Source organism: Pseudobdellovibrionaceae bacterium, from assembly GCA_023898385.1.
Taxonomy (GTDB): Bacteria; Bdellovibrionota; Bdellovibrionia; order Bdellovibrionales; family UBA1609.
Genome location: CP060220.1, coordinates 555,071 through 571,152, shown reverse-complemented (window position 1 = coordinate 571,152; position 16,082 = coordinate 555,071). Strand labels below are relative to the sequence as shown.

Here is a 16,082-nt window from a genome sequence, read left to right as displayed (position 1 = left end):
ACAAAATTTGTGGATAAAACCACTTTAGGATCCCGCCTCTTGGTCTCTGTCTTACTGTTGCTGACTTTGCCTAGTTTTGCAGCATCAACTGATAAAAGTGCGCCTTCAATCAATAAAGAGATTCGCATTGTATTTTTAGGAGACTCACTAACGGCCGGCTACGGAGTCAGCAAAGACAACGCGTATCCCGCACTTGTTGAAAACATTCTTCGGAAAAAACATCCTACAGTGAAGGTTGTGAATGCCGGAGTGAGTGGCTCCACTTCGGCGAGCGGTGTTAGCAATATGAAGTGGCAACTAAAGTCGAACCCGAACATTGTCGTTCTCGCCCTCGGAGCTAACGATGGCTTGCGGGGGTTTAAAGTGACCGTAACAGAAGAAAATCTAGATCGGGCTATTGCCCTGGGACTAAAAAACCAAGTGAAGGTGGTTCTTGCCGGAATGAAAGTGCCACGTAACTATGGACCCCAATACATTAAAGAGTACGATGCCTTGTTTGGCCGCCTTGCCAAAAAACACAACATTCCGCTGATCCCCTTTTTACTAGAGGGCGTTGGCGGAGTTGTTGAAATGAACCAACCCGACGGCGTTCATCCCAATGAAAAAGGCCACGAAGTTATGGCAAAACTTGTGGCACAACACTTGGAGAAAATATTATGATACTTGAAACCAAAGCCCTTTCAAGAAGTTATATCCAAGGTGATCGTGAAATTAAGGCCCTGCAAAATTTTGATTTGTCGGTGAGAGAGGGCAGCACTGTAGCTATCGTTGGCCCCTCTGGCAGCGGCAAATCCACACTGCTATCTCTGCTTGCCGGACTCGACACACCTTCATCGGGCACGGTGAAAATCAGTGGACAAGACCTCAATCAGCTTTCAGAAAGTCGACTGACGGAGTTTCGCGGCGCAAATATTGGTATTGTGTTTCAGCAGTTTCACTTGATGGCGCATCTGTCTGCTCTTGAGAACGTGGCGCTCCCTCTTGAAATATTAAACCGACCTCAACCAGAAGAACTCGCCATTCAAGCGCTGAGGCGCGTGGGCCTTGAAACTCGCTGCGATCACAAGCCCCATCAACTCAGCGGGGGCGAACGGCAGCGGGTGGCCATTGCGCGGGCCTTTGTGGTGCAACCAAAAATTTTGTTGGCTGATGAGCCCAGCGGCAACCTTGATACCGAGACGGGGCAAGAGGTGATGAGCCTACTGTTTGAGTTGGTTAATTCTGAAAAGATGACCATGCTGCTTGTCACTCACGACACGGAATTGGCCATTCGCTGTGATCGACAGGTGCGATTGGTTGGCGGAGTGCAAGAATGATTCGTCTTTTTCGTCTGGCTTGGCGAGAAATCACGGCCAATAAACGCTTCAACTTGTTTTTTGTACTCAATTTGTCGGTGGGACTGCTTGGCTTTACGACCATTGAAGCTTTTAAATCGGCATTAGACACCACGCTGGTTGAAAGGTCAAAAAGCGCACTTGCTGCAGACCTTGAAGTGGGCGCAAGGCGGCCTCTGACAGACAAAGAAGTTGAACTTATCAACAAAACCCTACCGCAAGGTCATCAGTCTTCGCAAGTCACCTGGCTGTACTCGATGGCCGTCAGTGAGAACAACACGCAACTTGTGAACTTAAAAGCCGTGGAAGAGCCCTACCCCTTCTACGGAAAGCTTCGCCTTCAAAAGCCCGTTGAAAACCCTGAAGGCAGCTCAGTGCCACAAGGTGACGGCGTGTGGGTTTACCCCGAAGTGTTGGTTCATCTTAATATTGAAATCGGCGACACCATCCAACTGGGTGAATGGACAGCACGTATTGAAAATGTCATTGAAGATGATGCGGCCAACTTGTTTTCAGTGGGTCTGGCTCCAAGAATATATATTTCGCAAGAACAGCTCAAAAAAACTCGCCTGATTCGACCAGGAAGCACAGCATTTTTCACACAGATCATTAAACTGCCCTCAACAGTGAGGGTGGAAGCAATCAATGAAGCCCTTGAAGAAAAACTTGACGATCCTGCGGTGCAAATCACCACTTATAAAAATGCCAACGAAGACATGGGCGTTTTTCTCAAGTACCTCAACGATTATTTAGGACTTGCAGCCCTAGTGGCTTTGTTTTTATCAGGCGTTGGAGCCACTTTTTTATACCGAAACTTTTTTGCCCAACGACAAACCGAATTGGCTATTTTAAACAGCCTTGGACTAACGGCTCTACGTGCGGAAGTGATTTTTTCCATACACGCCTTAATCTTGGGTGTAGCGACAACCATCCCTACCCTGCTTTTTTCGCAACTGCTCTTGCCCTTTGTCAACGAGTTGACCCAAGGCCTGATACAAGTGGACCTGCCCGCTCGACTAACAAGTGACATTGTACTGAAGACATTAATCTTAGGGAGCCTTAGCAGTTTAGTGATTTGCCTACCCGTCCTTCTAAGAATGGCCCAAATCCGCCCAGCTCAGCTTTTTAGTGAAGGAATCAATGAAGGTTTTCGATTTAATGGCGCCATTATAGCGGCCCATTCTTTTCAGTTTTTACTGTTTTGGTTAGCGGCGGTTTGGCAGGCCCGATCTTGGCAAGTGGGCACCACTTTTTTTGCCATCTTTGTTGTGGCCACCCTATTTTTGTTATTAGTCGCCGGACACTCAATCAAGTGGCTCGCAAAGAAGAAAACCTTTTCTCACTACACCACTCGCCTTGCCACCCGCAATCTAGAACACCATCGATTTTCAACACTCACAGGTTTTTTATCGCTAGCTTTAGGAATGCTTCTCTTAAACCTACTGCCTCAACTCAAAGCCAGTCTCAACGAAGAACTGCAAAACCCGAAGGGATCAAAGCTTCCTAGTTTATTTCTCTTTGACATACAAGACGAACAAGTGGATCCGCTGACAAAGCTTCTGACTGAAAAAGGCCAAGAGCTCCAACAAATATCACCGATGATTCGCGCCCGATTGCTCGATGTCAATGGCAAGCCTTTTGAACGCGAAGCCAACGAATCTGGGTTTTCTACAAGAGAAGAAGAATCAAAAAGACGGTCCAGAAACCGAGGCTTTAATCTCTCTTACCGGAAGCTTCTTTCTGAATCCGAAACCCTCATTAAGGGCCGTCCACTCTCAGAAAAGCCGCCCACTGACCCCGAAGACCCTGCCGAAATCTCCATTGAAACTCGTTACGCCGAGCGAATGGGATTTTCCATTGGTGACGTCCTCACATTCGACGTGCAAGGCGTGTCTATTAAGGGAAAGATCGTCAACGAACGAAAAGTGAACTGGAATAGCTTTCAGCCCAACTTTTTTATCCTATTTCAGCCAGGCATACTTGATGATGCTCCCAAAACCCACGTGGCCTCGGTGGCCAATTTGACATTCGAAACAAAAACCGAAATACAAAGAGCCTTAGCCAAAGCCCTTCCCAATATTTCCACCATTGACGTGACCCGGTTTGTAGAAAAACTCATCGGCATCACCAACCAAATGTCTCTAGCCCTCCGCTTTATGGCCCTTCTCTCGCTCGTTGCTGGACTAGTTATCTTGTTCTCGATTGCCAGTTACCAAACTCAATTTCGAAAGCAAGACATCAATATGTTAAAAATCTTAGGAGCCCCCGCCTCACAAATCAGTGGCACTTTGTTAAAAGAATTTTTAAGCATCGCCACAGCAGCCAGCGTGTTTGGTGTAGCCCTATCGATTGCCGTAAGCTTAGTGCTCTCGCACTATCTATTTGATGACACCTGGGCCATAGATCTAGAAACTCCAGCCATCACAACACTAGCGCTATTAATACTGACATGGATTGTGACCGTGTTAGCCGTAAAAAAAGCCATCAACAAAAAACCAGAAATCTAGGCCTCAAAGCGCCTCCACCGTCTGAAAAGTGGGGGCATGAGGGGCGAACCGTGTCCTCCCGATGTGCATGGCGTATCCGGGTTGCGGCACGAAGTGACGCAATCCGAAGACGCCATGCGGCCACTCGGGTCGGCACGGTTCGCCCCTCATGCCCCCACTTTTCAGACGGTGGAGGCGCTTTGAGGACCGTGCCCAAATCCAATTTATGATGAATCAAAAAATCCTAGTAACCGGCCAACTCTTTAAGTTGTTTCAGCCGATTTCGCTCTTCGGTGGGTAAGAATATCCCCGCACTGCCAGAAAACCCAAAGATGACATTTTTCTCAAAGTCTTTGTAGCAACTTTTTGCCATGTTGGTTTTAGGTGTTTCGCGAATGCAGGCTTCAAAATAAAGTTCTGGGAAATTCCAAAAGCCCAAGTCAGCCAGAATTTCATAACTCTTGCCCAATAAACTGTAAATTTTCGACCTCTCAGCGGGGTCTTTCGTTTCTGCAAGCTGCTCGTGTAAAAGAGATGTGGCTCGAAGGTATTCAATATTGCCAGTTTGAAAGCTGTGCAGTGATTGCAGCTGCCGAGCTTCTTTAATCAAGCTCTCGGCTTTTTTAAGTTTGTTGCTAGGAGCCGTTTTCTCTTTGGCCCAATCAGAAAGCGACTTTCTCCAGCTGCGAGCGTCTTCAGATAGGTAGTAGGGCACATTTTTGCGAGTTAAAAATTTGTCGATGGTGGCTATGGCGGCCGTGGGGTCTTTTTTCACACGCACCGAAATGGCCAAATATTTTTTTAAGGCCCGCTCATGCTCGTAAGGATCTTCATAAAAACTCACTGGCTCATTCAAAACTTTTGACAAGGCCTCAAGAGCTTTTTGGTACTGTCTAGTGGCCACATAGAGGTCGGCCCGTTCAGTGGCTTCGATTTGTCGGTTTTTAAACACCGAGTCTGACACCACGTACTCAGGACCCACTTGTGTGCGGCTGTGGCAACTAAAACAGTTACTCATTGTCCCGCGCAAAATGCTTCTGGCGTATTCTTTATGACCGGAGGCAAAGCTCTTTGTGGCTCGATCGACATCGTCTTGCAGGCGATCAAGGCTGTATTTGATGATTGGATCTTCGCCAATAATTTTTTTACCAGCTTCGGCGGGCACTTCGTGCACAGCGCCTGAAAAGTCTTTAATCATAGATTTTAGTGCTTTTTCATTTTCTGGATCGTGAAACTCTTTGCGGCTATAAACATAGGGCAAAAGTGATGTCACGCTCTTTGACATGCCCTGCATTTTTTCTGGCCAAGACGCACTCTCCGGTGTGGATTCTTGGCTTTGACAACCGAATAATGCTCCCACCAATAGTCCTGAACAGAATAGTTGTCCTAGAATTTTCACCGACGGCCTCCCTGGTTGATGCCTTAGTTTTTTGATACAAAAAGAATTTTATCACTCTGTTTTTGATAAGCAAGTGGCGGATACCAGTATTTTAATGCCCCATTACCGGCGATTGGTTTTCGCTCAGCTCTTGTTCTTTTCTATACAAAGTCTTTCGATTGATGCCCAATATTTGAGCAGCTTTTTCTTTTCGGTCACCGGTTTTTGAAAGCACGAGCTGAATATATCGCTGTTCTAATTTTTCTAACGTTGGCCAATCGGAAATGGCGCCTCCAACAACATCTTCAACTGTATCTGCTGACGTGCCTGTTAAGTCTTCCACTTTCACATATTCATGACTGGCCAGAACGGTCAGACGCTCTATGACGTTTTCAAGTTCGCGCACATTGCCCTCCCAAGGCAATGCCATGAGGTGGCGCATAGCCTCTGGGGTGAATCCTTTAAGTGGCGAGTGATTAATGGTTGAATATTTTTTTAAAAAATATCCTGCAAGCAACGGAATATCATCACGTCGGTGACGAAGAGGTGGCAACACGATGGGTATAACACTTAGGCGGTAATACAAATCTTCTCTAAAACAATCTTCTTTGATCGCTTTTTTTAAGTCTTTATGAGTGGCCGCGATGATTCTGACGTCGATGTCTCGATAAAGATTTTCACCCACAGCCCGGATTTTTCTCTCTTGAATGACCCGCAAGAGTTTAGCTTGCAAAGTCATATCGAGGTCGCCGATTTCATCAAGAAAAATGGTCCCCCCTTCGGCCTCGGCAAATAAACCTTTTTTATGGGCAATGGCACCTGTAAAGGCTCCTTTTGCATGACCGAACAACTCTGACTCGAGCAGGGCCTCTGGTATAGACGTGCAGTTGATGGCCACAAAGGGCTTGCCCGCCCGCGGGCCCTCTTCGTGAACCGCTCGGGCCACAAGTTCTTTGCCCGTACCACTTTCACCCATAATAAGAACATTCGCCTCAGCCTGCGCCACACGACCGATGAGCGAAAACACCTCGCGCATGGCTTTACTTTTGCCGATAAGGCGATGGTAGCTGTATGAGCGAGCCACATGTTGTCGCAATTCATTGTTTTCACGGTGAATGTGATGATGATGGACCGCGCGAGTCATTGTGGTTCGAACCTGATCGGGATCAATGGGCCACGATAACTGATCAAAAAATGAACCTTTTTCTGTGGGCGCCACTCCTCGCCCACCCTGAAGAGAACCACAAGATACAATCGGTAGCTGAGGATATTGTTGATGCACCCAATCCAACCATTGATTCATATCGGCTTCGGGCAGAGTGGATGGCAGGATTAGCGCATCGGCATCTTCCCAGGGAAATTCGAATGATTCAGGATGTGCACCGAGAACTTCTTTATGCTGAGCGGCCGCCGACATACAATGGGTTTCAAATTGTTGATCACGCAAAACGGCGCACAACAAGTCCATTGACCGACTGGGATCGTTAAGAACCACCACCAAGCCCTTGCCTTTTTCTGCCGACATCTTTCCCCCCAAGGGCCTATGTGACCCCATTATGGAGAAAGAGTCAATTTTGGGTACCAGGTCCTCAATCGGGTCACGGGGTGTCAGGGGGCGGCGGCCATAGAAGGGCGAGGGAGCCAACATCACGATGTGCATGGCGCATTGATTTGATGAAGAGGCACCCTAGGTTGCCGAACAGCAAATCAATGAACTCAAGTTCAAACGCTTATGCGTCCGTGCCAATTGCACGGCGCAGAAGGGTTCGAACAGTCCTTACCTGGGTTGCGGCACGAAGTGACGCAATCCGAAGACGACATGCGGCCACTCGTGCCGTTGGCTCCCTCGCCCTCCTATGGCCGCCGCCCCCTGACACCCCGTGACCCGATTGAGGACCTGGTACCCAGACCCAGTCTTCCGCTGTATTATTTCTTATGGCTAAAACTAAAAACTACATCACCCCCAATGGTTTTGCGGCTCTTCGGAAAGAAGCGGATCACTTGCATCGCATTGAGCGTCCTAAAGTGGTTGAAACGGTGGCCTGGGCAGCCGGCAATGGTGATCGCAGTGAAAATGGTGATTACATCTACGGAAAACGACGCCTGCGCGAAATTGACCGCCGCCTTAGATATTTAGCACAGCGCATGGATGCCGCTGAAGTTGTTGAACCACCTAAAAACCCTAAAAAAGTCGTCTTCGGAACTTCGGTGACCATAGAGACCGAAGAAGGGTCTGAAAAAACCTATCAGATTGTGGGTGAAGATGAAATCGATGTGGATGGCAACAAAATCAGCTGGAAAAGTCCCATGGCAAAAGCCCTACTGGGCCGGCAAGTGGATGACGAGGTGCAAGTGAAACTTCCGAAAAAAGAAATCTGGCTGACTATTATTGCTATCACTTAACGTGGTTTTTTACCGAAAATCGCAATCACGAATATTTCCGTATTCTAACTTGGACAAATCCAAACCCTGCGCCTCTGCGGTGGCCAAGGCCTGCTGCAACATATTTTTCTCCAAGACAGGCGTGCGCGATAAAATCCATAATGTATCTCTATCTGGATTGGACACCACGGCCCATTTATAATTAATGCTGTCTAACCCTATGATCCAGTAGTCTCCAAAAAAAGGCCAAAAAAATGTCACTCGCAACTTCGAGTTCGACTTCTTATCAGTCACATTGGCATAGCCTTTAGCTACTTTTAGTTTTCCACTGGGACCGTTTTTCTTACAGGAGTTAACGACGTCAACCTTGCCATTGGAGCGCAACGAGTACACAGCTTTCGTGCAATAGCATCCTTTTTGAAACCTTTGAGGAAAAGATGCAATTTCATACCAAGCGCCTAAATATTTGTTTAGGTCTACGTAATCTACAGTCTTAACTTCATCCGCTCGCACTAGGTCAAAATTTAGCAGCATAAACAACAGTATCGTTAATTTCATGATCACCCCTCAAGTCACAATGGAACGGTACTCCAGAGATCACTCCCAACTCAAGACTGGCGGACCAGATGTCGGCATGCGCCAGAAGTCGTCGGTGCCGTTGGTTGTTTCACCTTCAAAGTCCCAATTCTCTGTGGTGAATGTACTCTCTGTTGCAATTTGCGTGCTGTCGACGCCGTACAAAATGACAGGATCGGCGTGTGATCCAATACCTGTGAGGGCTGGATTTTTTTCGATATTCCAAAAAGACCATGAGGCATCGGCGGAACCACTCAAATAGCCAATGAACCCACCCACACTTGTTACCCCCGTGACTGTGCCGTTAGCATAAGAATAGTAAATCTCACGGGTGGCATTCTGCCCGGCAAATCCTCCCACATGGACCGAACCGGTCACATCACCTTCGGCATAGCTCAGCGAGATATCCGTTGAACTCACATAGCCAACAAAACCACCCACTTCGACATCGCCATGTACCGCGCCTCTCGCAAAACTTTTTATCACATCACTCTGCCACCCGGCAGCCATGAGCCCACCCACGTAGGTGGAATTGCCCGCGGTAATATCGGCCTCACTTCCGCATTCAGTGATGATCCCATAATATATATGGCCCACAACTCCGGCCACGTACGCCACTCCGGCACCCCCCGTGGATACAGTCCCTCGAGTCAGGCTGCCCGCAATGTGTGACAAATAAGTGAACCCAATTAAGCCCCCCAGATTCAGGGTACCCACAGACTTAACATCTAAATCAGTGGTCACCTGATTGATAGCACTTAAATGGACTATGCCAAGGACTCCCCCCACGTTTTGCGCAGTTGTGCTCGTACTTTCTACGTCAACAGGGTTTTCAAGACGCCCCTCAACATGAACCGTATCCACATAGGAGGCCAAAACAAATCCGGCCAGTGCACCCACGTTGGATCCGTCAGAACTTACTCTCACTCTGTGCAAATTTAAATTTTTCAAGTGGGCGCCGAGCAGGTTAGAAATGAACCCCACGGCTGTTTCGCCTGTGCGTTCAATAGTCAAGTTTGATATTGTGTGGCCGCCCCCATCCAATTGGCCTGAAAAAGGTAGGTTTTGATGGCCGATCATGGGCCACTCTAAGGCAGCGGTGCTTCCATCATACTCCGCTAAATCAAGATCGTTATGGAGAACGAATGAATCGCCATACAGCGCCGGTTTGGTCGCTAAAAACTTAAGTTGCTCAATCGTCGAAATGGACCAGGGACTTTTTGGGCTCCCGTCGCCGCCAGAAAAGTGATCCCGATAAATAGAAGTGTCCTCGCTCACAAACACTGGATGCCCCAGATCACTGCTAATTTTGAAAACTTCCGCTTCTCCGTCATCGCTTCGCTCCAGAAAATCCCATCCGGAGGCAGAAAAACTTTGTGGATCTGCCATTTCGCTGGAAAGCAACAAATACACATTCGGCTCATCGCCATAAGAAGAATCTGTTAAGCCGGGATTTTTTGTCTGGTCCCAATAGTGACCACCGCTAACTGTCGCTGAAACAGCCGTACCATAAATACCGCCTTTGTTCGTGCTTGCAAGATCTAGAGTTCCAACAAAAAGAGTACTATAGAGACTAGCACTTTGAAGGTGTCCAGCTACGCCTCCCACCCCACTGTTCCCTTTAACTGAGCCCCGTGAAAACCCATACTTAATTCCGGTTGAACTAACTCTCCCAACAACTCCACCTACGAAAGCATCCCCATCAACAGAGGCTTCACTCCACAAGAATTGGCTCCAAGGTGGCGAAAGGCTTCCTCCACCAGCCAGGAATCCCACTACACCGCCCACATCACTGCCCGTCCCGCTCACTGTCCCTCTCGTAAAGGAATACATCACTGGCGCGTCGGAGGCCCACCCAATCAGGCCGCCTACGGTTGTTGCGCCGGAGACGACGGCATTTATTGAAGATTTTGTTAAGCTTGTTAAATACCAACTTGTACTACTATTCTGACCAATCATTGCCCCAATAAGCCCACCCACATAGTTGCCACCCGAAACTTGTGCAGCACCATTGGTAGTGGACTGAACATGACATGCCCTCAACATCCCACCGCGCACGGCGCCCGCTAGCGCTCCCACGTAGTCTCCTGTTGAAACTACTACGGGGTCCACAAGCACCAATTCTGAAATTTCTGGTGGCGTTAATTCTTTAAGACTAACACTAAGATTTACATAGAAAGATTCACCCACTTGCCCAAACAGGCCAACGTATGAATTTGTTGAATTGATGTATAAATTGGAGATCTTTTTTCGATTGCCTCTGAATTGGCCCACAAACGGCAAAACATTTGACCCGATAACATTGAATGTTTTTGCGCCTGTGCTGCCGTCAAAGTATGACATATCCACATTGGCCCGAAGTGAATAATTCTGACGCACATAGGTGGCGTCATCCGATATTTGATTGAGCTGATCAGCCGTACAAATCGTGTAGGGGTCATCAGGCAAACCCACACCACCGGCAAAAGGTAGGTTGGTAAGGCGAGCCCCTTTACAATAAGTCTCTAAGCGAATGTCTTTTTGTGCTGAAAGTGAGTTTTGAGATCCCACTTCGGGAAGCGTTAAATCTAAAGGCAGGGTCGACCCACTAGCATTTATTGAACCGCCAGCTAACTGCAAAGCGGTCACTCCCCTATAATCAAGATCGACGGCCACATCTTCTCGCTGTACCAAATAGCGAAAGACCAACGTGTCTGTCCCTGAGCCACTTTCATATGTGGCAAAACCTGGAGCTGGGGAAATATTTAACTCAAGTACGGGAGCACCCACCACATCCACGGGCGATGAAAAGTGGATTTCAAAATAGAGTGTATCTTCGTACTCATACGTCGCATTTTGATTTTGTGCAGTCACCGACAGAACAGATATGGCGCCCACACTTTTATAACTACCCCGAATCCGATTATCGCCGAGCTGGCATCCAACGAGGCCCAACGTCAGCCAAAGTATCGCGATAAAATGTCGTTTTCGCACCATTTCGAATTTCAATGCCATAGTCATTAATATCGGCCGTAAGTCCAAAAACTTGAGGCCAAAATGGCGTGCCATTTGATTCGCCTCAAAATGAGAGTTACTTCTTGTTTTAAACACCGAAAAGGTCTCCTCGCTTGGGAAGCCTCACACAATAAAGAAAGTCGGCACTGGCTCCACCCGGCGGTGCTATCGGCAGAATAACTTATTCGCCTTCGAACTCGAAAATGGTGTTGCCAAATTGTTTCTTTGAAGGCTGGGTTTGCCTCAGATTGAGAGGTTGTAGGCTACGTGGCTGATCCTGTTGCGAATGAAAAAAAGTTGATCAAAAGAGGCTGTTTTTTGATGTGGCTGGCTTAAGACTTTTGTCGGTTTACCGATGAGATGGCCATGAGGATTTTCAACTGTTTTTTTAAAATTTTTTTGGTGGCAGGCCTTATGCTTTCCACATTAGGGTGCTTTGAGAACGCCGAAATCTTGGTTGGGAGCTGGAATGGTGGTTCAAAAGATGATGGCAGCCCTGATATCGATGTTTACTTACATATTGAAAACCCGTCGCTTCTGCCTGAAGTGAGCACCAATGTCTCGCTTTCGTTTAGAGATAAACATGGCAATGTCTACAGCAATCCTTCTTTTGACCTATCGGTGGAGGTGTCTGCGGGCAGTCTGTCAGTTTCAGGTTCTGGCGCGGGGGCCCCACCGATTTCAGATCCTCCCAGCACTCCTATTTGGGCAGAGGTCTCGCCTCTGAGGCCTTTGGCCAATGGAGAATTTGAAACCATGTTAACTGGCAAAATCCCAGCATCGCCGCTTCGCCTACAGGTTCGGGTGAATGGAAAACTAGTTAACGTGAATGGTGCTGATTTTGAGGTGCGAAGCCCTCGCTTGGCGTTTACGGGGAACTCCCAGCCTTCCGCAGCACCCCCTAACAGACGGATTTCAGAAACTGATCCTTCGTGGGTTTTAACTGGTGAATGCGAAAATGAGTACGGACTAGTGGACATCAAAGGTCTTGGGCTGCGCGATGACTTCAGCGTACCCTGCCAAATGGATAACACTTTTTCTGCGAGCATCGACTACTGGACCCCTGATTCGGCATTTCCAAGTTTCACTTCTCCTCAAGGAACAAAGAACGTCTCCATTAGCCAGGAACCACAACACGAACACAAAGCTTTCACGTGGATCTACAAAATCGCAACCAGCTGGCAAGTGAACTACATTTACAACGCTTTTGAACTTCAGGCCCTTGTGCCAAACGATCCCAACAAATTTTATGTCTTAGCTAACGACATTGAGTTCACGGGCACCAACAATTGGACGCCTCTTGCCACAGGAGCGAATTTTTTTCGGGGAATGCTTGATGGCAATGGTCATCGCATCAAAGGCCTTGATATCACATCGCTTGCGGAACTCGGATTTATTCACCGGTGCCAAGGCTGTCAAATATCCAACCTCACCTTTGACAGCATTAGTTTCGACTACCGTGGCAGCACCGAACCAGTGGCAGTAGTGACGTCTAATTGTCAAAACGGTGAAATTGAAAATGTTCATGTGATCAATTCGACTATTGAGGGCAAACAATACACCGGCGGACTGATCGGAAAATCAAATGGCAACTGCAAAGTGGCTCACTCTTCTGTTCAATACTCCTCGATAACTGGCGATACCTACAGCACAGGAGGACTTGTTGGGGAAATGGGCAACACCCCGTCCTCAAGTCAAATGTATTACTCATTTATCAAGAACTCTAGTGTTACGGGCCTTGATTATGTGGGCGGCGCTGTGGGCAAAAATATCGGTGGCACTCTCAATGGCATAGTGGTCGACGGCGTTACCGTGAACGGCGAGGACGTTGTGGGTGGCCTTGTCGGTGCCAGCAGTAGTGGAACAATCTCAAACGCTCATTTTATAGGAACAGTCACCGCGACAGGGTTGACCGTCGGCGGTATCGCCGGCTCCAACAGTGGTGTGATCGAGCTTTCCATCGCCGAAGGTAACATTTCTGGAGGCACAAACGTAGGCGGGCTTGTTGGAGAGAATTCTAGTCAGATATTCGACAGCTTGGCTAAAGGGTCTGTGAGTGGCACGGATCGGATTGGTGGTCTTGTTGGGTCTGGGTGGGGGCCCATCGAACGGTGTGTGGCCGACACAGAGATCACGAGCAGCACCAATGGGGGCACGATCTTTGGTGGTATAAGTGGTCCGTCAATCATCGATACCTACTATCGCTCAAGTAATTCATGTACAAGTTGCTCTTCGTTTTACGGCACAGCTGTGACAGATACCGATTGGCTGACAATTGATACCTTCATCGGTTTAGACTTTGCCAACTCATGGTTTATGACACCCGCTGGCCCTCACCCAAGACTGGATTAGTTGGGTACCAGGTCCTAAGCCTGGTCACGTGGTGTCATGGGGGCGACCGCCGCAGGCAGGGCGAGGGCGCCAACATCACGATGTGCATGGCGTATCCGGGTTGCGGCACGAAAGTGATGCAATCCGAAGACGACATGCGGCCACTCGTGCCGTTGGCGCCCTCGCCCTGCCTGCGGCGGTCGCCCCCATGACACCACGTGACCAGGCTTAGGACCTGGTACCCAACTCGAATTTGTCACCATAACTGGGCACGACCACATCCCATCCCAACTCATGGCGAATGCGATAACATAGAGCCTTAATGCTTTGCGGTTCCCCGTGGTTGAGAAACACTTTTTTTGGTGGATGCGAAAACTGGCGTAGCCAATCCATGAGGTCATTGGTATCGGCATGAGCCGATAAGCTCTCTATGGTTACAATTTTAGCCCTCACTTCAACCGGCTCATGATGAATGCGCAAAGTGGGAAGGCCTGATTGCAGAAGCCTGCCCTTTGTGTCTTCAGCCTGATACCCCACAAACAGCACTACATTCTTACGGCTGGGAAGACGTTTTTTCAGATGATGCAAAATCCGCCCGCCGGTTAACATTCCTGCGGCAGAGATCACAATCATTGGTCCGTTACGCATACAAAGCAACATGGACTCGTCCACCGATCGCACCGGAATATAAGAACTTGGTTCCAATGGATACTGCAACTGCCCGTTTTCAAAAGACAAACGCAACTCATCTTTGTGTCGCATATAAAGATCTGTCACGGCTGTGGCCATGGGACTATCCACATACACCTCAAGATTAGGGATCTCTCCCCGCTCTTCTAAAACTTTTAACATATAGAGTACTTCTTGAGTGCGGCCCACTGTGAAGGCGGGAATCACCAACACTCCACCTTGCTCTTTCACATAGTGCACCTGCTCCTTAACGATACCCATCACATCTTCTCTCGGATGCAGGCGATCACCATAGGTGCTCTCGAGAACCAAATAATCCGTCTGATCCACCGCTACAGGACCTTTAATGACATTCTGCCGACCATGACCCAGGTCACCACTAAAGGTGAGAGTTCTCACCCCATTCTCTTCGCTCATAGAAAACTGCACAATACAGGCACCCAATATGTGCCCGGCCCGCAACAACCGAAAGCTCAACCCCTCTGTTAACTCCACCCATGTGTCCATGGGTACGGGCCTGAACAGTCGCAACGCAGCTTCGGCATCTTCTGATGTGTATAAAGGAAGGGCCGGCTGATGGCGGGAGTAGCCTTTTTTGTTGGCGAACCTTGCATCTTCCTCCTGTAAATGGGCGGAGTCCCGAAGCATGATTTTACAAAGTTCCGCAGTGGATTGTGAACAATAAACCGGGCCTTTAAACCCCTCACTGACAAGCTTTGGAAGATATCCAGAATGATCCACATGGGCGTGGGTGAGAACCACAAAATCAATATCAGGCGCCTCAGTGAACTCAGCCCAGTTACGGTCTCGCAACTCGCGCGAACCTTGGTAAAGCCCACAATCTACAAGAATTTTTTTATCCCCATGATGTAGGAGCGTTCGACTTCCCGTAACTGTCTGCGCTGCCCCCAGAAATTCAATCTGCATGTGGCCTCACTTTTTTTTAATCCTCTGTAGCGTGATACGACACCCACACCGGCATTTCAGCCTCGCGAATCACTCCGCGAGCCACACTACCAATGACGATGGATGAAAGTAAACCAGACTCCGCACTCATGGCGATCATGTGGCATTTGTGTTTTTTAGCTGTCTCAAGAATCACATCCACCACCTGTCCGGGGCTATCATCGATCTCCACAGACACTTTGAGCGAATCCGTAGCCATTTTCTTAGCCATGGCTTCTGCAGCCTTAGTGCGCTCCTCAATCTCTGAGGTCATGAACTGCTCCACACTCACCCAGCCGCCGCCCACTGTGGCCACACCGGTTTGCACAAAGGCATCCACGGGATGCGGGATCTTATTCAATAAGACAATTTCTTTCACCACACCCGCATACTGATCTACAAATTTATCTAAGGTCGACTTTGAGGCTTCAGAGAAATCCGTTGGAAAAAGTACTTTTTCAATATTGCCGAGAGGCGCTGTCTTAGGACTTACAAACAACAACGGTACATCTGATTTCAAAAGTGTACTTTCGGCAAAGCTTCCCATAAAAAAACGGGCCACACCCTCTCGGGCGTGGGTATTAAGTACTATTAGATCGGCGCCTTCGTTTTTAGCAAAAGACAATAGCGCTTTAATATCAAATCGACGGGAGTTTTCGTGGTTCACCACCACCACGGGCTCAGCCAGATTTTTCAACGAGGACTGTTCGCTCATGTCACCCAGCGCTTTTTCGGCCAATGGCACAAAGTGATCCACATTGGGTGGCATGACGTTGCCAATCCAATGCAAGCTATCTGCACCTAGGACATAGGTGGGCACCACATTGCAATTTGAGAACTCGCACACTTTTGACAGCACCTGCTCCGCTCGCATCCATGTCTCATCCATTTCAGAAAAAGGATCCACCGCCCAAACTACTTTTTTAAGGGAATTCTTTCCACCAGCCATATCAACCTCCTCTAAGG

11 protein-coding genes are annotated in these 16,082 nt (G+C 48.4%); 5 read left to right on the top strand and 6 right to left on the bottom strand.

Annotation, left to right across the window (positions count from 1 at the left end):
- Positions 1 to 39 precede the first annotated feature (39 nt).
- Genes H6626_02325 through H6626_02315 form a run of 3 tightly spaced genes read left to right on the top strand, consistent with a single transcriptional unit; the run spans position 40 to position 3,841 of the window.
- Entirely contained in the window at positions 40 to 660 is a 621-nt protein-coding gene (locus tag H6626_02325) for an arylesterase (GenBank protein ID USN48931.1), read from the top strand.
- Entirely contained in the window at positions 657 to 1,316 is a 660-nt protein-coding gene (locus tag H6626_02320) for an ABC transporter ATP-binding protein (protein USN47948.1), read from the top strand. The genes H6626_02325 and H6626_02320 overlap by 4 nt, the downstream gene beginning before the upstream one ends.
- On the top strand, positions 1,313 to 3,841 hold the full coding sequence (locus H6626_02315; GenBank protein ID USN47947.1) for an FtsX-like permease family protein: 2,529 nt from the start codon (positions 1,313 to 1,315) through the stop codon (positions 3,839 to 3,841). The genes H6626_02320 and H6626_02315 overlap by 4 nt, the downstream gene beginning before the upstream one ends.
- A gap of 223 nt (positions 3,842 to 4,064) precedes the next feature.
- Here H6626_02315 and H6626_02310 read toward each other — a convergent pair whose 3' ends face one another.
- Positions 4,065 to 5,219 (bottom strand): hypothetical protein, encoded by a 1,155-nt coding sequence (locus tag H6626_02310; protein USN47946.1) that lies wholly within the window; start codon positions 5,217 to 5,219, stop codon positions 4,065 to 4,067.
- Between the two features lie 91 nt (positions 5,220 to 5,310).
- On the bottom strand, positions 5,311 to 6,723 hold the full coding sequence (locus H6626_02305; protein USN47945.1) for a sigma-54-dependent Fis family transcriptional regulator: 1,413 nt from the start codon (positions 6,721 to 6,723) through the stop codon (positions 5,311 to 5,313).
- Between the two features lie 410 nt (positions 6,724 to 7,133).
- Between H6626_02305 and greB the strand changes: the two genes are divergently transcribed.
- Positions 7,134 to 7,601: a transcription elongation factor GreB gene (gene greB, locus H6626_02300; GenBank protein ID USN47944.1), complete on the top strand. Its 468-nt coding sequence runs from the start codon at positions 7,134 to 7,136 to the stop codon at positions 7,599 to 7,601.
- A gap of 9 nt (positions 7,602 to 7,610) precedes the next feature.
- On the opposite strand, the gene H6626_02295 is transcribed toward greB, so the two are convergent.
- Both H6626_02295 and H6626_02290 read right to left on the bottom strand, forming a co-directional pair.
- Complete coding sequence (locus H6626_02295) at positions 7,611 to 8,138, bottom strand: lipocalin family protein (protein USN47943.1); 528 nt, start codon at positions 8,136 to 8,138, stop codon at positions 7,611 to 7,613.
- Between the two features lie 39 nt (positions 8,139 to 8,177).
- On the bottom strand, positions 8,178 to 11,204 hold the full coding sequence (locus tag H6626_02290; protein USN47942.1) for a hypothetical protein: 3,027 nt from the start codon (positions 11,202 to 11,204) through the stop codon (positions 8,178 to 8,180).
- Between the two features lie 360 nt (positions 11,205 to 11,564).
- On the opposite strand from H6626_02290, the gene H6626_02285 reads away from it, so the two are divergent.
- Positions 11,565 to 13,502: a hypothetical protein gene (locus H6626_02285; protein USN47941.1), complete on the top strand. Its 1,938-nt coding sequence runs from the start codon at positions 11,565 to 11,567 to the stop codon at positions 13,500 to 13,502.
- A 207-nt stretch (positions 13,503 to 13,709) separates the two neighbouring features.
- On the opposite strand, the gene H6626_02280 is transcribed toward H6626_02285, so the two are convergent.
- Both H6626_02280 and H6626_02275 read right to left on the bottom strand, forming a co-directional pair.
- Positions 13,710 to 15,098, bottom strand: a complete 1,389-nt coding sequence (locus tag H6626_02280; protein USN47940.1) for an MBL fold metallo-hydrolase — start codon at positions 15,096 to 15,098, stop codon at positions 13,710 to 13,712.
- 16 nt (positions 15,099 to 15,114) lie between these two features.
- Positions 15,115 to 16,065 (bottom strand): universal stress protein, encoded by a 951-nt coding sequence (locus H6626_02275; GenBank protein ID USN47939.1) that lies wholly within the window; start codon positions 16,063 to 16,065, stop codon positions 15,115 to 15,117.
- Positions 16,066 to 16,082: the final 17 nt, after the last annotated feature.

Excerpts from the sequence above, each read along its gene's own strand:
- H6626_02295 (USN47943.1), bottom strand. The coding sequence starts at position 8,138 with ATGAAATTAACGATACTGTTGTTTATGCTGCTAAATTTTGACCTAGTG.
- H6626_02320 (USN47948.1), top strand. The coding sequence starts at position 657 with ATGATACTTGAAACCAAAGCCCTTTCAAGAAGTTATATCCAAGGTGAT.
- H6626_02275 (USN47939.1), bottom strand. The coding sequence starts at position 16,065 with ATGGCTGGTGGAAAGAATTCCCTTAAAAAAGTAGTTTGGGCGGTGGAT.
- greB (USN47944.1), top strand. The coding sequence starts at position 7,134 with ATGGCTAAAACTAAAAACTACATCACCCCCAATGGTTTTGCGGCTCTT.
- H6626_02315 (USN47947.1), top strand. The coding sequence starts at position 1,313 with ATGATTCGTCTTTTTCGTCTGGCTTGGCGAGAAATCACGGCCAATAAA.
- H6626_02305 (USN47945.1), bottom strand. The coding sequence starts at position 6,723 with ATGTCGGCAGAAAAAGGCAAGGGCTTGGTGGTGGTTCTTAACGATCCC.
- H6626_02290 (USN47942.1), bottom strand. The coding sequence starts at position 11,204 with ATGGCACGCCATTTTGGCCTCAAGTTTTTGGACTTACGGCCGATATTA.
- H6626_02285 (USN47941.1), top strand. The coding sequence starts at position 11,565 with ATGCTTTCCACATTAGGGTGCTTTGAGAACGCCGAAATCTTGGTTGGG.
- H6626_02280 (USN47940.1), bottom strand. The coding sequence starts at position 15,098 with ATGCAGATTGAATTTCTGGGGGCAGCGCAGACAGTTACGGGAAGTCGA.